We start from the raw sequence: 19,268 nt of genomic DNA on the forward strand, positions 1-19,268 counted from the left end.
CGCGCCCGCGGGGGGGGGGGCGGGCCCGCCGCGCCGGGCCCCCGGGGGGGTCATGTGTGGGGGGCCCACGGCGCGCTGCGCCGACCCCTCCGCCCCCGCGGACCGGCCCGTCGGTCGCGAGCGCGCCGATCACCGTGCGCAGGGCACGGGCGGTGCGTCCGCCACGACCGATCACGCGGCCGAGGTCGTCCGGGTGCACCCGGACCTCGAGCAGGTCACCGCGACGCAGCGTCTTCGCGTTCACCCGGACGTCGTCCGGGTTGTCCACGATGCCGCGCACGAGGTGCTCGAGCGCCTCGGCGATCATCAGGCCTGCTCGTCGGCAGCGGCCTCGTCGGCCGTGTCGGCGGGCTCCTCGGCCGGGGCCTCGGTCTTCTTCTCGGCAGCCTTGGCCTTGACCTTCTCCGCGTCCGCGGCGGCGGCCTCGATCGCGGCGGTCGGGTCGACCTTCTCGCCCTTGACCTTGAGCGTGCCCTCGGCCCCGGGCAGGCCCTTGAACTTCTGCCAGTCGCCCGTGATCTTGAGGAGCGCGAGCACCTGCTCGGTCGGCTGCGCGCCGACGCCGAGCCAGTACTGGGCGCGGTCCGAGGTGATCTCGATGAACGAGGGCTCCTCGGTCGGGTGGTACTTGCCGATCTCCTCGATCACGCGACCGTCACGCTTGGTGCGCGAGTCCGCGACGACGACACGGTAGTACGGCGCACGGATCTTGCCGAGACGCTTCAGACGAATCTTGACGGCCACAGTGGTGGTCTCTCCTGGTTCTGGTTCGGGCGAACCCGGACCCGTCCCGTGGGGACAGGACGAGGAAGGGGTTCAGGACACGGCACGCGCCGGAGAGAGGGGCCGGGGCACGCCGAGTACCGGGACATTGTGCCAGACCGGACGGGCCGGGACCAACCTGCGCGCGATCCCTCAGCCCGCGTGCGGGGCGACGATCTCGCCGCGGAGCACGACCGCCGTCGGCGCGCGCAGGACCCCGACGTCCTCGCGCGGGTCCTGCGGGTACACGACGAAGTCGGCCGACGCGCCCTCGACGAGCGACGTGTAGCCGAGGTACTCCCGGCCCTGCCAGCTCGCCGCCGCGACGACCGCCGCGTCGGGGATGCCAGCGGCCACGAGCTCGGCGCACTCGTCCGCGAGGCGGCCGTGCCCGATCGTCCCGCCGGCGTCCGTCCCCACGAGGATCTGGATGCCCGCCTCGTACAGCGCCCGGGCCTGCTCGTACCGTCGCTCGTGGAGCCGTCGCATGCGCGCCGCGAACACCGGGTACTTCTCGTCGGCCTGCCGGGCGATCGCCTCGAACTGGCCGATCTGCAACAGGGTGGGCGTGACCGCGACCCCGCGCTCGGAGATCTCGTACATCAGGTCGGGGTCGATCCCCGTGCCGTGCTCGATCCCGTCGACGCCCGCGGCGAGCAGGGACGGGATCACCTCCTCGGAGAAGGCGTGCACGGTGACGCGCGCGGCCTCGGCGTGCGCGGCGGCGACGGCCTCGGCGAGGACGTCGTCGGGCCACAGCGGCCGCAGGTCGCCCTCGGCCCCGAGGTCGCGGTCGATCCAGTCGCCCACGATCTTCACCCAGCCGTCGCCCTGGCGCGCCTCGCGCCGGACGGCCTCGGGGAGCCGCGTGACGTCGTCGAGCTCGAGCCCGTAGCTGCGCAGGTAGCGCTTGGGTCGGGCAAGGTGCCGTCCGGCCCGCACGAGCCGCGGCAGGTCGCGCCGCCCGTGGACCCACCGCGTGTCGAGCGGCGAGCCCGCGTCGCGCACGAGGAGGACGCCGCTGTCGCGGTCCGTGACGGCCTGGTCCTGCGCCGTCGCCGCGTCGACCGCGCCCTGGGCACCCAGGCCGACGTGGCAGTGCACGTCGACGAGGCCGGGGAGCACCCAGCCCTCGAGCTCGACCATGTTGGTGCCCTGCGCCGACGGCCGCGTGAGGCTGATCCGCCCGTCCTTGACCCACAGGTCGCCCACCTCGCGGTCGTCGCCGACGATGACGTGGCCGCGGACGTGCAGCGTGGGGCCTTCCAGCGCGGACATGCGGCTCCTGGGTGAGGACGGTCAGGACGGTCGGCCCGGTTCGCGGGCGCGGGGAGGCACCGGGCAGGTGCCACGGACATAACCTAGCGCCCGGGCGCACCCGGGACGCACCCGGGGCACGAGGGCGTGCCCCGGGCGGGCGCCGGTCCGGTCAGCGGCCGAGCAGCTTCTCGAAACCGGGCGGGAGCTGGAGGTCGTCCGACGACGGCTGCGCGGGCTCGTCGGCTCGGCCCACGCCGAACGCCGAACCGGCGGGTGCCGCCGGACCCGTGGCCTCTCCTGCCGCCCGCGCCGCGGCCGCGCGCTCCTGCGCGGCGCGCTTCGCCGGGTTGCCCGACCTGCCCTTGACCTTGCGCTGCGGCGCCTGGCGCCCGCGCGCCTTCTTGCCGCCCATGCCCGGGAGGTTGCCCATGCCCGGCATGCCCGGCATCCCGCCGCCGCGGCTCATCTGCCGCATCATCTTCTGCGCGCCCGCGAACCGCTCCAGGAGCTGGTTGACGTCGCTCGTCGTCACGCCGGATCCACGTGCGATGCGCGCGCGGCGCGACCCGTTGATGATCTTGGGGTTGTCGCGCTCCGCGGGGGTCATCGAGCGGATGATCGCCTCGATCCGGTCGACCTCGCGCTCGTCGAAGTTGTCGAGCGCCTCGCGCATCTGGCCCATGCCCGGGAGCATCCCGAGCATCTTCTTCATCGAGCCCATGTTCTTCATCTGCTGCATCTGCACCAGGAAGTCCGCGAGCGTGAAGTCCTGCCCCGTGGCGACCTTCTCCGCCATCTTCGCGGCCTGCTCGGCGTCGAACGCCTTCTCGGCCTGCTCGATGAGCGTGAGGACGTCACCCATGTCGAGGATGCGCGACGCCATGCGGTCCGGGTGGAACGCCTCGAAGTCGGTGAGCTTCTCGCCCGTGGACGCGAAGAGGATCGGGCGTCCGGTGACGCCGCGCACCGACAGCGCGGCACCACCGCGCGCGTCGCCGTCGAGCTTGGTGAGCACGACGCCCGTGAAGTCGACGCCCTCCTCGAACGCCTTCGCGGTCGCGACGGCGTCCTGGCCGATCATCGCGTCGATGACGAAGAGGACCTCGTCCGGCTGGACGGCGTCGCGGATGTCGGAGGCCTGCTGCATGAGCACGGCGTCGAGGCCGAGGCGGCCCGCGGTGTCGACGATGACGACGTCGTGCTGGCGCTGGCGCGCCGTCTCGACACCCTCGCGCGCGACGGCGACGGGGTCGCCGATGACGTCGTCGACCTCGACCCCGCTCTGGTTGCCCGGGTGCGGGGCGAACACCGGCACCCCGGCGCGCTCGGCGACGACGCTGAGCTGGGTGACCGCGTTCGGCCGCTGGAGGTCCGCGGCGACGAGCAGCGGCGTGTGCCCCTGCTCGCGCAGGTGCAGCGCGAGCTTTCCGGCCAGCGTCGTCTTGCCCGCGCCCTGGAGGCCCGCGAGCATGATGACCGTCGGCGGCGTCTTGGAGAACCGCAGACCGCGGCTCTCGCCGCCGAGGATGCCGACGAGCTCCTCGTTGACGATCTTCACGACCTGCTGCGCCGGGTTGAGCGCACCCGAGACCTCGGACGAGAGCGCCCGCTCGCGCACGGTCGCGCTGAACTCGCGCACGACGGGGACCGCCACGTCGGCGTCGAGCAGCGCGCGCCGGATCTCCCGGATCGTCGCGTCGATGTCCGCCTCGGACAGCCGGCCCTTGGAACGCAGGTTCTTGAAGGTCGATGTCAGTCGGTCCGACAGCGTGTTGAACACCGCGTCATCCTCACCAGTCGTCGGAAGTCTCGTCCGCGTCGGCGCTCCCACCTGCCGGCGCCCGGGTCCGGGTCCTGGTCCGGGTCAGGGCTGGCAGAGGACGGGCCGTCCGCGAAGGACCAGCCTACCTGGCGGCGTCCGGGTCTTTCGGCACGTCCTTCGGCACAGCGCCCAGCGCGCGCAGCGTCTCCCCCACGAGGTCGTCGACCAGCCGTGCCCGCCAGGCGGTCCACGCGCTCGGGCCGAGCGACGACGCGTCCGCCTCGGTCAGCGCGCGCAGCACCCGGAGGAGGTCCGGCCGGTGGTCGACGGCGTCGGCGAGCTCGGCGACCGTCGCCGGGTCGTCCGGGTCCTCGCTCACCGCGAGCCGCGACAGGGTCAGGTGGTGCCGCACGAGGCGCTCCACGTCGGCCACGACCTCGGGCTCGAACCCCATGCGGCCGAGGATCGCGGGGACCAGCCGCGCACCCTCGACCGAGTGGTCGACGGCGCCCGCGCGCTTGCCGATGTCGTGCAGCACCGCGGACAGCAGGAGCAGGTCCGGTCGCTCGACGTCCTTGCGGTCCCGGGCCGCGCGCGCCACCACCTCCACGAGGTGCCGGTCGACGGTGTGCCGGTGCACGGCGGCGCGCTGCGGACGGTTCCGCACGCCCGCCCACTCGGGGATCCACGTGGTCACCACGCCGGCGAGGTCGAGCGCCTCCCACACGGCGACCTGGGCCTGACCGGAGCCCAGCAGCGAGAGGAACGCCGCCCGCGCGGCGCGCGGCCACGGCTCGGGCAGGGGCGGGCACTGGGCGAGGCTCGCGACCGAGACCGGGGAGAGCGTGAGGCCCGTCCGCGCGGCGGTGGCGGCGGCGCGCAACGACAGGAGCGGGTCGGACGCGGGGTGGGCGTCCACCGCGAGCACGAGCTCGCCGTCGTGCTCGACGAGTCCGTCGCCGACGGACCGCAGCCGCGGTGCCGCCCGGCGCCCGCGGACGAGGACGGGACGGCGGGCGATCGAGGGCCGCTGGAGCGCCTGCCGGGCGCGCCGGACCGTCGTGTCGAGCGCGTAGGAGACCTCGCGCCCGGCCGCGGCGAGGCTCGCGAGCAGCTCGTCGGGGTCGTCGAACCCGGACAGCGCGGCGACCTCGTCCAGGTCGGCCAGCAGAAGGCGGCTCGTGTGCCGGCCCGTGACGACCTGCAGGGTGTCGCGCACGTCCAGGAGGTGCGCGTGCGCGCGGTCGACCGACCCGTGCGGACGGTCCGTGAGCCACGTCGCGGCCAGGGCGGAGAGCACGACCGCGTCCCGGATCCCGCCGCGCGACTCCTTGAGGTCGGGCTCGATGAGGTAGGCGAGCTCGCCGGACCGCTCGGCACGCTCGCGCGTCGAGGAGAGCAGGTCGGGCAGGCGGCGCCGCGACGCGGAGCGCCAGTCGGTGAGGACCGCGGACGACGCCCGGTGCACGACGAGCGCGTCGCCCGCCACCGCGCGCACGTCGAGCCAGCCCACGGCCGCGGGGACGTCCTTGGACGCCACCTGGCGGCACTGCGAGAGCGAGCGCACCGCGTGGTCGAGGTCCACCCCGGCATCCCAGAGCGGGTACCACAGGCGCTCGGCGACGCGTGCGACGTCGTCGGCCGCGTGGCTGCGGCCGTCGTGGACGAGGACGAGGTCGAGGTCGCTCGCGGGTCCCATGTCCCCCCGGCCGAGGCTGCCCACCGCGGCGAGCGCGATCCCGTCGGGCGCGACGCCGTCGGTCGCGTCGCGCCACAGGTCCTGGAGGGACGACGTCACGAGGTCGACGACGGCGGCCCGGCGCGCGATCCCGCTGCGGCCGGGTCCGCTCATGGACCGCGCCACGTCGAGCATCCGCGCGCGGAGGTCCCGCACCCCCTCGGGGTACGGGACCTCCGCGCTCTGCTCGCCCGGCTGCTGCCCGAGGCGCCCCGCCGATCCCCCTGCGACCCCGCCCGTGGTCGGGGTGTCGGCGTGGTCGGTCATCCGATGGTCCGTCGCCTCACAGGGCGCCGGGGCCGTGCTCGCCCGTGCGCACGCGGGCGACGTCGTCCACCGGGACCGTCCAGACCTTGCCGTCGCCGATCTTGCCGGTCTGCGCGGCCTTGACGATCACCTCGGTGACCACGGTCGCGTCGGCGTCGTCCACGAGGACCTCGATGCGGACCTTGGGCACCAGGTCGACCGTGTACTCCGCGCCGCGGTAGACCTCGGTGTGGCCCTTCTGGCGACCGTACCCGCTGGCCTCGCTGACCGTCATGCCCCGCACGCCCGCGGCCTCGAGCGCCGACTTCACGTCGTCGAGACGGTGCGGCTGGATGATTCCCGTGACGAGCTTCATGCCCGCACCTCCTTGATGACGCTGCCCTGCTGGATGGACTCGTACGCCGTCTCGCCGTGGACCGCGAGGTCGATGCCGCCGACCTCGGCGTCCTCGCTGACCCGCCAGCCCATCGTGGCCTTGAGGATCAGGCCGATGACGAGCGTGGTGGCCGCCGAGAACACGATGGCGACGAGGGCGATGAGGACCTGGACGACGAGCTGCTGGGCACCGCCGCCGAAGAAGAGGCCCGTGTCGGTGGCGAGGAAGCCGATCGCGACGGTACCCCAGAGGCCGGAGACCAGGTGGACGCCGACGACGTCGAGCGAGTCGTCGTAGCCGAACCGGTACTTGAGGCCGACCGCGAGGGCGGAGAGCGCGCCGGCGACGAGGCCCAGGACGATCGACGTGACCGGGTTGAGGGCCCCCGCGGCCGGGGTGATCGCGACGAGGCCCGCCACGACGCCGGAGGCCGCACCGAGCGACGTCGCGTGGCCGTCGCGGATCTTCTCCGTGAGGAGCCAGCCGATGATCCCCGCCGCGGTGGCGCTCGTCGTGTTGATCCAGGCGAGGCCTGCGGTCTCGTTCGCCCCGAAGGCCGAGCCCGCGTTGAACCCGAACCAGCCGAACCACAGGAGGGCCGCGCCGAGCATGACGAACGGCAGGTTGTGCGGGCGCATCGGCTCCTTGCCGAAGCCCTTGCGCTTGCCGATGAGGATCGCGAGCACGAGGGCCGCGACACCGGCGTTGATGTGGACGACGGTGCCACCCGCGAAGTCGATCGGCGCGACCGTCGCGGCGCCGTCGGTCACCCCGAAGATCCTCGCCGCGAGGCCGTTCTCGTTGCTCGAGAGGAAGCCGCCGCCCCAGACCATGTGGGCGAGCGGGAAGTACGTGACGGTGACCCAGATCGCCGTGAAGGTGAGCCAGGTGCCGAACTTCACGCGGTCGGCCAGCGCACCGGAGATGAGCGCGACCGTGATGATCGCGAACGTCACCTGGAACGCGATGTCCACCACGTTCGGGTAGTTGCCGAGCGTGCTCGCCACGGCGCTGCCGTCGGCGTCCGTGATCGCCCCCGAGAGGCCGAACTGCGCGAACGGGCTGGCGACGAGGCCACCCGTCCCGGCCTCGCCGTAGGACATCGACCAGCCCCACAGCACGTAGACGACGCCCACGACGGCCATCGCGCCGAACGACATCATCATCATGTTCAGCACGGACTTGGCGCGGACCATGCCGCCGTAGAAGAACGCCAGTCCGGGCGTCATCAGGAGCACGAGGGATGCTGAGGTCAGCATCCACGCGGTTGCCCCGGTGTCCCACTCCATCGGATCATCTCCCCTCGCCAGCCGGGCGGCCGGTCGGGGACTACGGTGGTGCGGGCGGGTTTCCCCCGCGGTGTCACCGTGTTACGCGGGTGTGACAAGCGTCGCTCGGACGTAAACGTTCCGTTTCACCCCCGTGCGGGGGCGGCGCGGCGTCCGGATCGCGACACGCTCGTGATCACGGCGTGACACGATCGTGACCCGGGGCGAGAAGCCCGTCAGTCGCCGAGGAGGCCGTCGACGAACTGCTCCGGGTCGAACGGGGCGAGGTCGTCCGGGCCCTCGCCGAGGCCGACGAGCTTGACGGGGACGCCCAGCTCGCGCTGGACCGCGACGACGATGCCGCCGCGCGCGGTGCCGTCGAGCTTCGTGAGGACGATGCCCGTCACGCCGGCGACCTCGCCGAACACGCGCGCCTGGTTGAGGCCGTTCTGCCCCGTGGTCGCGTCGAGGACGAGGAGGACCTCGGAGAGCGGCGCCTCCTTGGTGATCACGCGCCGGATCTTGCCCAGCTCGTCCATGAGGCCCTGCTTGTTCTGGAGCCGCCCGGCGGTGTCGACGAGCACGACGTCCACGCCCTCGGTGCGGCCGCGGCGCACGGCGTCGAACGCCACGGCGGCGGGGTCGGCGCCGTCGCGGTCCGAGCGCACGGTCGGGACTCCCACGCGCGAGCCCCACGTCTCGAGCTGGTCCGCCGCCGCGGCGCGGAACGTGTCCGCCGCGCCGAGCACGACGCTGCGGTCCTCCGCGACGAGCACGCGCGCCAGCTTGCCCACGGTGGTCGTCTTGCCCGTGCCGTTGACGCCGACGACGAGCACGACGGCCGGGACCGGGGCGCCGTCCTCCCCCGTGGTGGGCGACGTCGCGAGCGAGCGGTCGAGCGACGGGTCGACGAGCGCGACGAGCTCCGTGCGCAGCAGGTCCCGCACGCTCGCGGCGTCGCGGACGCCGAGCACGCGGACCTTGGTGCGCAGCGCGTCGATGAGCTCCCCCGCCGGCCCGGCACCGACGTCCGCGAGCAGGAGGGTCTCCTCGAGCTCGTCCCAGTCGTCCTCCGAGAGGTGGTCGCGCGAGAGCACCGAGAGCAGGCGGGCGCCCAGGGGGGAGCCGGAGCGGGCGAGCCGCTCGCGCAGCCGGACGAGCCGGCCGCCGACGGGCTCGGGTCGCTCGATCGCGGGAGCGGTCGCGGCTGCCGCCGGCTCCTCGACCTCGGGCGGGGCCTCGACGGACGCGGTCCCGGGCGGAGCCGTGCCGGTGGCGGGTGTGCTCGGCGGCGTGGTGGGCGCGGCGGGCGGCGGCTCGACGACGTCGCGGCGAGCGCGCCGGCGGACCGTCGCGGTCCCGACGGTGGCGAGGGCGACGAGGAGGACGACGCCGAGGACGATCCAGAGCGGGAGGAGGTCGTTCACCCCGGAAGTCTCTCAGACGAGAGCGGAGGTCACGCGGCGGCTACGCCTGGGGAGGGCGCTCCCCCGTGTGCAGCGGCCGCACGCGCTCGCGCGCGCGGTGCAGGACGTCGGTCAGCTCCTCCGCGTCGACGTACGCGTTCGACGTCACCTCGGTCGCGGTGAAGAAGTCGTCGATGCTCGTGTCGACCGGCCGGGGCATGCGCACGGTCCCGACGTGGTGCGCGTCGAGGCTCCCGCGCCGACGCCGCCGACGCAGCCCCGAGCGGAAGTCGCGCCAGAACGCGCGCATCCCCTGGTCTCCGGACCGGTCCCCCTGCGCGGCCGACGACTGGGCCTCCGAGCGCGCGACGACGCTCGCGAACAGGAACACGACGGCGGCGACGCCGAGCGTGAGCCCCAGCCATACGAACATCCAGACCATGAGGTCCAGTATCCGGGTCGAGGCACGCGCCGCGACCGGTGCCACGCCGAGCCGTCCGATCAGCACTACATCTTCACAAGGCCCGGAATTGCAACGATTTCGAGGCATCGGGCCAGGTCGGCGGGGTGCTCGCGCACCGGGTGAGTCCCCTCACACCGGGACGTCCTCGCGCGCCTCGTTCATCCGCTGGCTGATGACGGTCGTCACGCCGTCCCCGCGCATCGTCACCCCGTAGAGCGCGTCGGCGATCTCCATCGTGCGCTTCTGGTGGGTGATGACGATGAGCTGCGAGTCCTCCTGGAGCTCCCGGAAGATCTCGAGGAGACGGCCCAGGTTGACGTCGTCCAGCGCCGCCTCGACCTCGTCCATGACGTAGAACGGCGAGGGGCGCGCCTTGAAGATCGCCACGAGCAGCGCGACCGCCGTGAGCGAGCGCTCGCCGCCGGACAGCAGCGAGAGCCGCTTGACCTTCTTGCCCGCCGGTCGTGCCTCGACCTCGATCCCGGTCGTGAGCATGTCGTCCGGGTCCGTGAGCACCAGGCGGCCCTCACCGCCAGGGAACATGCGCGCGAACACCCGCTCGAACTGCTCGGCGGTGTCGCGGTAGGCGTCCGCGAACACCCGCTCGACGCGCTCGTCGATCTCCTTGACGATCTCCAGGAGGTCGGCGCGCGACTTCTTGAGGTCGGCGAGCTGGTCCGCGAGGAACTTGTGGCGCTCCTCGAGCGCTGCGAACTCCTCGAGCGCGAGCGGGTTCACCTTGCCGAGGCGGCCCAGGTCGCGCTCGGCGGCGCGCAGCCGCTTCTCCTGGGCCGCGCGGTCGTACGGCACCGCGCGCGGCTCGTCGTCGTCCGACGCGACCGGGACGTCGCGGTGCGGCCCGAACTCCTCGACGAGGACGGCCGGGTCGAGGCCGAGCTCGTCGACGCTGCGCGCCTGGAGCTGCTCGATCCGCAGCTGCTGCTGCGCGCGCGCCACCTCGTCCCGGTGCGCGACGTCGGTCAGGTCCCGGAGTCGGGAGGCGAGGTCGTCGACCTCGCGCCTGGCCGCCGTCACGGCGGCGTCGCGCTCGGCACGCGCCGCCTCCGCGGCCTCGCGCTCCTCGCCCGCACGAGCGAGGGACCGGTCGACCGCGCGGAGGGCGCGCGCCGCGCCCTCGCGCACGGCCGACGCGCGCTCCGACTGGCGCACCCGCGCGGCCTCCCGCCGCGCCGCCCGCTCTCGCGCCTCGCGTTCCGCCGCAGCGGCCCGGGCGAGGGACTGCGCCCGGCCGGCGACGGCCCGCGCACGCTCCTCGCTCGTGCGCAGGGCGAGGCGCGCCTCCGTCTCCGAGGTGCGCCCCGCCGAGGCCAGGGCGAGGAGGCGGTCGCGTTCCGCCGACGCCTCGGCGACGGCCTCCTCCGACTGCTCCGGCGCCGCCTCCGCGGCGTCGAGCCGCTCCACCAGACCCGCGAGCACCTCGCGCGCGTCGTCGAGGCCTTGCAACGCCCGCTCGAGCGACGCGCGCACGCGCTCCGCCTCGGCGGCGGCGGAGCGCGCGGTCGCGCCGAGGTGCCCGAGCTGCTCGGCGACGGCCGCGAGCTGGGCGTCCGACTCGTTGAGCCGGTCCAGGGTGTCGTCGTACCGGGAGCGCGCCTCCTGCGCGGCGTTGCGCGCACCGACGAGGGCGAACCGCGCCCGCTCGCCGCGGGCCGCGGCGTCGTCGTGGGCGGTGCGCGCCTCGTCGAGCGCGGACTGCAGGTGCAGCACGCTCGGCGCCGAGGCCGACCCGCCCCACGCGCGCGTGGTCGCCAGCAGGTCGCCGCCGCGCGTCACGACCGCGACGCCCGGATGACGAGCCACCAGGGCGCGCGCCTGCGCGAGGTCCTCGACGACCGCGACGTCCATGAGGAGCGCCCTGACCGCGCGGCCGACGCCCCCGGCAGCCGTCACGACGTCGGCCGCCCAGCGCGCGCCGTCGGGCAGGGCGTGGCCGTCGGGTGCACCGTCGGCAGCGCCCTCGGCGGCGACGACGAGCCCCGCACGCCCGGCGTCCTCGGTGCGCAGGTAGCGCAGCGCGTCGACGGCGGCGTCGACCGACTCGACCGCGACGGCGTCCGCGGCGGGTCCGAGCGCGGCGGCCACGGCGTCCTCGTACCCGGCCTCGACGCCGAGCAGCGCCGCGAGCGACCCCACGACACCGACGCCGTCCGCGGCGAGCAGCGCCCCCGCGCCGTCCTTGCGGTCCAGGCTGAGCTCGAGCGCCTCGATCCGGGCGCTCCACGTGGCGCGCTCCTGGTCCGCGGCGGCGGCCTCCTCCTCCAGCGCGGTCACGTGCGCCGTCGTGCGCTCGACCGCGTCCGCGGCGGCCTCGTGCTCGGCGTCGAGGCCTTCCTCGCCCTCCTCCGCCCCGACCACCTGGGTCTCGAGCACCGCGAACTCCGTGCGTGCCTGCGTCCCCCGCTGCTCGGCCTCCGTCAGCGACTCGCGCAACCGCCCGATCTCGGACTCGGCGGCCTCGACCCGGGTCCGTTGCGCGGCGACCTGCCCCGCGAGGCGCGCAAGGCCCTCGCGTCGGTCCGCGGCACCGCGCAGCAGGGTCGCGACGGCACGCTCGGCCTCCCCGGCCGACCGCTCCACGTCCTCGCGGTCCGCGACCGCCGCCGCGAGCGCCTCGCGCGCCCGGGCAACCTCTGCCTCGAGCTCTGCCTCCGTCGCGCGCACGCGCTCCGCCTGCGCCTCGAGCTCCTCGGGGTCCTGCCCGCGCAGGGCGGGCTCCGGTCGGCCGAGCAGGCGCACCCGCTCCTCCGCGAGCGTCTGCGTGCCGCGCAGCCGCTCGCGCAGGGACGAGAGCCGGAACCACACGTCGGTCGCCGCACCGAGCGCGGGCGCGGCCTCGGCCGCCTCACGCTCGAGCCGGCCGAGCGCGTCCCGCGCCGTCGCGAGCGCCCGCTCGACCTCGGCCTGCTGCGCGCGCAGCGCGGCCTCGTCGGCGATCTCCTGCTCCAGGGTCGCGGTGAGCTGGGCGAGGTCGTCCGCGAGCAGGCGGGCCTTCGCGTCGCGCAGGTCGGCCTGGATCGTCGCGGCCTTGCGGGCGATCTCGGCCTGGCGGCCCAGCGGGCCGAGCTGGCGGCGGATCTCCGTCGTGAGGTCGGCGAGCCGCGTGAGGTTGGCCTGCATCGCGTCGAGCTTGCGGAGCGCCTTCTCCTTGCGCTTGCGGTGCTTGAGGACGCCCGCCGCCTCCTCGACGAAGCCTCGGCGGTCCTCGGGGGTCGCCCGCAGCACGGCGTCGAGCTGTCCCTGGCCGACGATCACGTGCATCTCGCGTCCGAGGCCGGAGTCGGACAGGAGGTCCTGGATGTCGAGCAGGCGGCACGCGGAGCCGTTGATCGCGTACTCGGAGCCACCGCTGCGGAACAGCGTCCGGGAGATCGTCACCTCGGTGTACTCGATCGGCAGCGCACCGTCGGTGTTGTCGATCGTCAGGGAGACCTCGGCCCGGCCGAGCGGCGGCCGCCCCGCCGTCCCCGCGAAGATGACGTCCTCCATCTTGCCGCCGCGCAGGGTCTTGGCCCCCTGCTCCCCCATGACCCACGCGAGCGCGTCGACGACGTTGGACTTGCCCGAGCCGTTCGGCCCGACGACGCACGTGACGCCGGGCTCGAAGCTCAGCGTCGTCGCGGACGCGAACGACTTGAAGCCGCGCAGCGTCAGGGTCTTGAGGTGCACGCACCCGAGCCTAGTGGCGGCCCCCGACGAACCCGCGGATCTGCGCCCCGCGCGGCCGGGCGCCGTCGGCACGACCGCCGCGCAGCACGACGCCCCGCCCCGGCCGGCGGGCCAGGACGGGGCGGTCGGGAGAGGTCAGCCGAGCTCGGGGAACCAGAGCGCGATCTCCCGTGCGGCGGACTCGGGCGAGTCGGAGCCGTGCACGAGGTTCTGCTGGACCTTCAGCCCCCAGTCGCGACCGAGGTCGCCGCGGATGGTGCCGGGCAGGGCCTCGGTCGGGTTCGTCGCGCCGGCCAGCGAACGGAAGCCGGGGATGACGCCCTGGCCCTCGGCGACGACCGCGAGCACCTTGCCCGACAGCATGAAGTCGACGAGCGGCTGGTAGAACGGCTTGCCCTCGTGCTCGGCGTAGTGCGCCGCGAGCAGCTCGGGCGTCGCGTCGAGCAGGCGCACGGCGGCGAGCGTGTAGCCCTTGGCCTCGACGCGGCGCAGGACCTCGCCGGACAGGCCGCGGCGGACGCCGTCGGGCTTGACGAGGATGAGGGTGCGCTCGATGGTCTCGGTCAGTGCAGGTGCGACGTCGGTCATGGTCGCCGAGCCTACCGGCCGCACCGGCGTGCGGGCCGCCGTGACCACTCCCGCGAGGGCGCGGGCACGCGTCGCCTCAGTCGGCGTTGGGCGCGGTCTCGGGGTGCTCGGCGTCGTACGCGGCGCGCTCGCGGTCGATGCGCCCGCCGAGCCGGATCGAGACGACCCACAGGACGACGAAGAGGCCCCCGACGACGAACATCATCGGCACCACGAGCCCGAAGGCGAGGACCGGCACCTGGACGACCGACCCGGCGACGTAGCCGCCGGGCGTGCCGACCATGCGCGAGAGGACGACGAGCACGAGGGCGAGGACGCCGCCCACGAGCCAGATCGACGTCGCGCTCGGGAGCTCGAGCGGCCCGCGCGAGTAGGGCACGTCGCGCAGGCCGTAGGCGACGAGCGTGGCGAACACCACGAGGAAGGCCTCGAGCAGGAGCGTGGTCGAGGCGAACTGGACCTTCGCGGGCTTCTTGGGCTTGATGCGGTCGCCCGGGGACGGGCGCACCGGGCCCGCCGCGCGGCCGTGGCGGGACGGCTGCGCGGCGGGTTGAGACGGTGAGGTGCTCACGCGGTCAGGATACCGGCGCGCCGTCGTGCTCCCGGCCCTGGGGCCGGTCGTCGCCGGTGCCGGAGCGGCCCGCGGCCGCGACGACCGCGCCGGCGTCCTCCGTGCCGTCCACGCCCTGTGCCGGGGCGTCCTCGACGAGCTCCCCGTGGTCCGCGACGGCCTCGCCGCGCGCGACCATCCCGGCCACGTCGGAGAGCTTGACCTCGCGCAGGAAGAGCGCGAGGACGAACCCGACGAGCACGAGCGGGACGAGGTACCAGAAGGCGGGGGCGAGCGCGTCGGTGAACGCGTCGACGACGCCCGTGTGGATCGGCTCGGGGAGCGCCTGCACCATCTCCGGCGTGAGCGAGGAACCCTCGGCCCCGGCCGGCGCCGAGCCCGCGGGGAGCCCGGCGAAGACGCCCTCGAGGTTGTCGGCGAGGCGTGACGTGAAGATCGTGCTGAACAACGCCGTGCCGACGGCCGCACCGATCTCGCGGAAGAAGTTGTTCGCGCTCGTCGCGGTCCCCAGCTCGTGCGGGTCGACGGCGTTCTGCACGGCGAGCACGATCGTCTGCATCACGAGGCCCATGCCGGCACCCAGGACGAAGATCATGGCCCCGAAGAGCCACATCGACATGTCGCCGGTGATGCGCGTGAGCCAGATCATGCCCGCCGCGGTGATCGCGAGGCCGACGACCGGGAACATCTTGTAGCGGCCGGTCTTGGTGATCGCGATACCCGACCCGATGGCCGTGATCATGACGCCGGCCATCATGGGCAGGAGCAGGAAGCCGGACTCGGTCACGCCGGCGCCGGTCGACATCTGGAGGAACGTCGGCAGGAACGCGAGCGCGGAGAACATGCCCATCCCCAGCACGAGGCCGATGAGCGTCGCGATGGTGAAGGTCCGGTTCTTGAACAGGTGCAGAGGGAGCAGCGGCTCCTCGGCGCGGTTCTCGACCACGACGAACATCGCGATCGAGACCACCACGACGGTGACGAGGCCCAGGAGCCACGGGTCCGACCAGTCGTAGCCGCGCGAGCTGGTCAGCGACTCCCAGCTCGTGACGAGCACGATGCCGGAGGTGGCCACGACCATGAAGAAGATGCCCGCGACGTCGATCTTGCGGCCGGAGCGGTGCGACGGGAGCTTGAGCGCGACCCACGCGACGACGAACGCCGCGACGCCGATCGGGACGTTGATCCAGAACGCCCAGCGCCAGCCCGGGCCCTCGGTGAACCAGCCGCCGAGGAGCGGGCCGATCACGGCCGCGATGCCGAACAGGGCCCCCATCGGGCCCATGTACTTGCCGCGGTCCTTGGCGGGCACGATGTCCGCGATGATCGCCTGCGAGAGGATCATGAGCCCGCCGCCGCCGAGGCCCTGCACGCCGCGCCACGCGACGAGCTCGGGGAACGACTGCGCGAACCCGGCGCCGGCCGACGCGATCGTGAAGAGCCCGATCGCGACGAGGAACGGCCAGCGGCGACCCCAGAGGTCGCCGAACTTGCCGTAGAGGGGCATGACGATCGCGATCGCCAGGATGTAGGCCGTGATGACCCAGCCCTGGTGCTCGACGCCGTGGAGCTCGCCCACGATCGTCGGCATCGCGGTGCCGACGATCGACTGGTCGAGCGAGGACAGGAACATCGACGCCATGAGCGCGCCGAAGATCACCCACACGGTGCGGGGGGTGAGCACGACGAGCGGCTTGCCGCCGTCGACGGGCGGTGCTGCGGTGGTGGAGGCCATGAGGATCCGGTTCGGTCAGGACGGACGGGGCGCGCCGACGGGCACGGCCCGTCGTCGGGTGGTGGGGGGAGATGAAGGGTGCGGCTAGCGGGCCGCAGGATCGGGGGCGCGCGAGTCCTGGAGCAGCGCGCGCAGCTGTCCGACGACGCCCGACAGGTGGTCCACCGGCTCGCCCTCGCGGTCGCTCTGCTGCCACTCGCGCGTGCTCGCGTGCAGGAGGCTCATGACCACCAGGGCCAGGAGCTCGGGATCGGGGACGAACGGGAGCACCGCGCGGCGTGCGGCGAACATGTCGACGAGCTCGGCGCGGTGGCCCTCGACCCACGCGACGTGGCGCGCGACGAGGTGCGGCTCGCGCTGGACGAGCTCGAGCGTGCGCGCCATGCGCTCGGGCGTGACGACCTGGTGCCGGAGCACGTCGGCGACGACCACCTCCAGGTCGTCGAGCAGGGCGCCCGTGGGGCCGCCCTCGACGAAGGTCACGACGACCTCCGGGCGCACCGAGAAGTCCTCGAGGCCGAGCACGGCGTCGTCCTTGGACGGGAAGTAGTTGAAGAACGTGCGCGGCGAGACGCCCACCTCGGCGCAGATGTCCTCGACCGTCACCGCGTCGAGGCCACGCTCGAGGACGAGGGTCTGCGCCGCCTCGACGAGCGCCTCGCGCCGCGCGCGCTTCTTGCGCTCCCGGAGCCCGCCGGGAGACGGGGCGAGGCACGCCGCGGCCCGCTCGACCACCGAGGGGCGAGCGGGCACGTCAGGGAGAGAGGTCGGCACGGGATACATTCTTGCATCCCGTGCAATTTTGCATCAACTGCAATTTCGCGTGACGAGCGCCACACGACGCCGGTTCAGACCTCGCCGAACCCGCCCTCCACCGCCTGCACGACTGCGCGCACGGCCTCGGACGCCTGCGGCCCCTCCCCCGTCACGGTGAGGTCCTGGCCGCCCGTCGCGCCGAGCTTCATGAGCTCGAGCACGCTCGCCCCGTTGACGCCGTCGATCGCGATGCTCGCGTCGAAGCCCGCGACGAGCCGGGCCAGCACCGCGGCCGGGCGCGCGTGCAGCCCGAGCGGGTTGCGCAGCGTGACGACGGCGCGCGCGGCCCCGTCCGCAGCAGCTGCGGCCTCGGCGGCGGGCACGTCGCCCTCAGGCCCCCCGGTGGTCACCGCGAAGGTACCCCCCGCGTGCTCCGCGGACGCGAGCACCTCGGAGACGTCCCCGCCGCCGTGGGCGGTCACCGCCGCGGCGACGGCGCCCTCGACGAACGGGGCGTCCGCGAGCCGGACCCTCCCGTCGTACCCGTCCTCCATGTCGAGCACGGACTCGACCGTCATGACGGCCGAGCCGAGGTCCGCGAGGACGACCACGCCGTCCGCGACGCCGAGCGCCTCCTCGAGCGCCCCGGACACGCGGTCGTAGCTGGTGCCGAGCCCGCCGTCGTCGGTCCCTCCGGCCGCGAGCAGCAGCACGCCGGGAGCCATCTGCGCGGACAGCTCGACGGCGCCCTCCGCGAGCCGCTGCGAGTGCGAGACGAGGACCAGCGCGACGCGCGCCCGCGCCCCGACCGTGCCGCTCACGCGGTCGCCGCGTCGCGCGCGGCCTCGAGCAGGATCGCGGTCGACGTGGCGCCCGGGTCCTGGTGGCCCGCGCTGCGCTCCCCGAGATAGCTCGCGCGGCCCTTGGTGGCGACGAGGGGGATCGTCGCCTCGGCGCCCGCGCGCGCCGCCGTCGCGGCCGCGGCGAGGACGTCGGCCGTCGACGCGCCACCGTCGGCGGCACCCTCCGCCGCGTCCACGGCGGGCTGCCAGGCGTCCACCATCGTCTTCTCACCGAGCTGGGCCTTGCCGCGCGCGGTGATGCCCTCGAGCGCGCCCTCGAGGAGCGCGACGACGCCGTGCGCGTCGAGCTCCGCGAGCCCGGTCACCTTCGCGGCCCGGAGGTACGCCGTCCCGTACAAGGGGCCCGACGCGCCGCCGACGGACGACATGAGCGTCGTGGCCACCAGCTTGAGCACGTCGCCGATCTGTCCCGGCGGCTGGTCTCCGGCGGCCGCCCCGTCGAGCTTGGCGACCACCGCGCGGAACCCCCGGTCGAGATTCTCCCCGTGGTCGCCGTCACCGATCTGGCGGTCCAGCTCGGTCAGCTCGTCCCGTGCCGCCGCGATGCGCTCCGCGCTCAGCCGCGTCCACCGGTCCGCCCAGGCCACGTCCAGCGTCATGCCCCACCTCTCCTCGCCGTCGAGCCGGCGGTCCGCCGGCTCTCGGAGACTGCACGAAAGGGCACCGCCTCACCAGCGCAGCGCAGCCGTGCGGACGGGAGCGTCCCACAGGGCGGTGAGCTCGTCGTCCAGGCGCAGCACGGTGACCGACGCACCCTGCATCTCCAGCGACGTGACGTAGTTGCCGACGAGCGAGCGCGTCACCCGTACGCCGCGCCCCTCGAGCAGCCTCCTCGCCTGACGATAGACGACGTACAGCTCGGACAGCGGCGTACCGCCCATTCCGTTAACGAACAGCAACACGTCCTCGCCGTCGGCGAGGCCCAGGTCGTCCGCCACCGGGTCGACGAGCCGCTGCGTGATCTCGTCCGCCGACGCGAGCGGGATGCGGTGCCGCCCCGGCTCGCCGTGGATCCCGATCCCGATCTCGACCTCGTCGTCGCCCAGGTCGAAGCTCGGCTTGCCGACGTGCGGGACCGTGCAGGCGGTGAGCGCGACGCCCATCGAGCGCACGTTCGCGACGACGCGGCCCGCGATCTCCGTCACCGCGCCGAGGTCGTCGCCGCGCTCGGCCGCGGCGCCCGCGATCTTCTCGACCGCGACCGTGCCCGCGACGCCGCGGCGGCCCGCCGTGTACAGCGAGTCCTCGACCGCGACGTCGTCGTTGACGAGGATGCTCGTGACCTGCGTGCCCTCGGCCTCGACGAGCTCGACCGCGGTCTCGAAGTTCAGCACGTCGCCCGTGTAGTTCTTCACGATGGCGAGGACGCCCGCGCCCGAGTCGGCGCCGAGGATCGCCGGGACGATCTGGTCCGGCGTCGGCGAGGTGAAGACCGCGCCGGGCACCGCGGCGTCGAGCATGCCCGGGCCGACGAAGCCGGCGTGCAGCGGCTCGTGCCCGGAGCCGCCGCCGGAGACCAGCCCGACCTTCCCGGGGACCGCGCCCCCGGCGCGCGACACGTAGGGCGGCGCGACGTGCACCTCCACGAGGTCGGCGTGCGCCTGGCCGAACCCCTCCAGGGACTCCGACACCGCGTCCTGGGGATCGTTGAGCAGCTTCTTCACCGGTCATCCCTCCATCGGTCCGTGCGCCCGGTGCTCCGGACGCTGACGACCCCCGCCCGGCGTGCCCGTCGCCGTCGTCGCCTCCATCAAACACCCGGGCGC

The 19,268-nt window shown here is 74.2% G+C and carries 17 protein-coding genes; all 17 read right to left on the bottom strand.

From position 1 onward, the window contains the following. Positions 1 to 307 (bottom strand): RNA-binding protein (locus ACFWH7_RS13795; protein WP_378217083.1); only part of this gene is annotated, 307 nt, incomplete at its 3' end. After that, the gene (gene rpsP, locus ACFWH7_RS13800) at positions 307 to 744 is read right to left on the bottom strand and encodes a 30S ribosomal protein S16 (protein WP_141390315.1); all 438 of its coding nucleotides are present in this window, start codon (positions 742 to 744) and stop codon (positions 307 to 309) included. The genes rpsP and ACFWH7_RS13795, both read right to left, overlap by 1 nt. Before the next feature lie 171 nt (positions 745 to 915). Then, positions 916 to 2,040 (bottom strand): amidohydrolase family protein, encoded by a 1,125-nt coding sequence (locus ACFWH7_RS13805; RefSeq protein WP_378217084.1) that lies wholly within the window; start codon positions 2,038 to 2,040, stop codon positions 916 to 918. Positions 2,041 to 2,191: 151 nt separating this feature from the next. Next, positions 2,192 to 3,802, bottom strand: coding sequence for a signal recognition particle protein (ffh, locus tag ACFWH7_RS13810; protein WP_378217085.1), 1,611 nt, complete (start codon positions 3,800 to 3,802; stop codon positions 2,192 to 2,194). Positions 3,803 to 3,926: 124 nt separating this feature from the next. After that, on the bottom strand, positions 3,927 to 5,789 hold the full coding sequence (locus ACFWH7_RS13815) for a [protein-PII] uridylyltransferase (RefSeq protein WP_378217086.1): 1,863 nt from the start codon (positions 5,787 to 5,789) through the stop codon (positions 3,927 to 3,929). Positions 5,790 to 5,805: 16 nt separating this feature from the next. Further along, the gene (locus tag ACFWH7_RS13820) at positions 5,806 to 6,144 is read right to left on the bottom strand and encodes a P-II family nitrogen regulator (protein WP_047232645.1); all 339 of its coding nucleotides are present in this window, start codon (positions 6,142 to 6,144) and stop codon (positions 5,806 to 5,808) included. After that, positions 6,141 to 7,454 (bottom strand): ammonium transporter, encoded by a 1,314-nt coding sequence (locus tag ACFWH7_RS13825; RefSeq protein WP_378217087.1) that lies wholly within the window; start codon positions 7,452 to 7,454, stop codon positions 6,141 to 6,143. The genes ACFWH7_RS13820 and ACFWH7_RS13825 overlap by 4 nt, the downstream gene beginning before the upstream one ends. A gap of 215 nt (positions 7,455 to 7,669) precedes the next feature. Beyond that, the gene (ftsY, locus tag ACFWH7_RS13830; RefSeq protein WP_378217088.1) at positions 7,670 to 8,860 is read right to left on the bottom strand and encodes a signal recognition particle-docking protein FtsY; all 1,191 of its coding nucleotides are present in this window, start codon (positions 8,858 to 8,860) and stop codon (positions 7,670 to 7,672) included. Positions 8,861 to 8,900: 40 nt separating this feature from the next. Beyond that, positions 8,901 to 9,347 (bottom strand): hypothetical protein, encoded by a 447-nt coding sequence (locus ACFWH7_RS13835; RefSeq protein WP_378217089.1) that lies wholly within the window; start codon positions 9,345 to 9,347, stop codon positions 8,901 to 8,903. 84 nt (positions 9,348 to 9,431) lie between these two features. Continuing rightward, entirely contained in the window at positions 9,432 to 12,989 is a 3,558-nt protein-coding gene (smc, locus tag ACFWH7_RS13840) for a chromosome segregation protein SMC (RefSeq protein ID WP_378217090.1), read from the bottom strand. A 135-nt stretch (positions 12,990 to 13,124) separates the two neighbouring features. Continuing rightward, entirely contained in the window at positions 13,125 to 13,577 is a 453-nt protein-coding gene (ndk, locus tag ACFWH7_RS13845) for a nucleoside-diphosphate kinase (RefSeq protein WP_047232694.1), read from the bottom strand. Between the two features lie 76 nt (positions 13,578 to 13,653). Further along, positions 13,654 to 14,148, bottom strand: a complete 495-nt coding sequence (locus ACFWH7_RS13850) for a DUF4233 domain-containing protein (protein ID WP_378217091.1) — start codon at positions 14,146 to 14,148, stop codon at positions 13,654 to 13,656. Positions 14,149 to 14,152: 4 nt separating this feature from the next. Continuing rightward, positions 14,153 to 15,883 (bottom strand): MDR family MFS transporter, encoded by a 1,731-nt coding sequence (locus ACFWH7_RS13855; protein ID WP_378217092.1) that lies wholly within the window; start codon positions 15,881 to 15,883, stop codon positions 14,153 to 14,155. Positions 15,884 to 15,967: 84 nt separating this feature from the next. Beyond that, positions 15,968 to 16,657 (bottom strand): TetR/AcrR family transcriptional regulator, encoded by a 690-nt coding sequence (locus ACFWH7_RS13860; protein ID WP_378217093.1) that lies wholly within the window; start codon positions 16,655 to 16,657, stop codon positions 15,968 to 15,970. Between the two features lie 74 nt (positions 16,658 to 16,731). Continuing rightward, on the bottom strand, positions 16,732 to 17,460 hold the full coding sequence (gene dhaM / locus ACFWH7_RS13865) for a dihydroxyacetone kinase phosphoryl donor subunit DhaM (protein WP_378217094.1): 729 nt from the start codon (positions 17,458 to 17,460) through the stop codon (positions 16,732 to 16,734). Then, on the bottom strand, positions 17,457 to 18,101 hold the full coding sequence (gene dhaL / locus ACFWH7_RS13870) for a dihydroxyacetone kinase subunit DhaL (protein WP_141390325.1): 645 nt from the start codon (positions 18,099 to 18,101) through the stop codon (positions 17,457 to 17,459). Before dhaL ends, dhaM begins: the two co-directional genes overlap by 4 nt. Positions 18,102 to 18,170: 69 nt before the next feature. Then, on the bottom strand, positions 18,171 to 19,166 hold the full coding sequence (gene dhaK, locus ACFWH7_RS13875; RefSeq protein WP_378217095.1) for a dihydroxyacetone kinase subunit DhaK: 996 nt from the start codon (positions 19,164 to 19,166) through the stop codon (positions 18,171 to 18,173). Positions 19,167 to 19,268: the final 102 nt, after the last annotated feature.

The sequence above is a fragment of the Cellulosimicrobium cellulans genome (genome assembly GCF_042723955.1).
GTDB classification, from domain to species: domain Bacteria; phylum Actinomycetota; class Actinomycetes; order Actinomycetales; family Cellulomonadaceae; genus Cellulosimicrobium; species Cellulosimicrobium cellulans_H.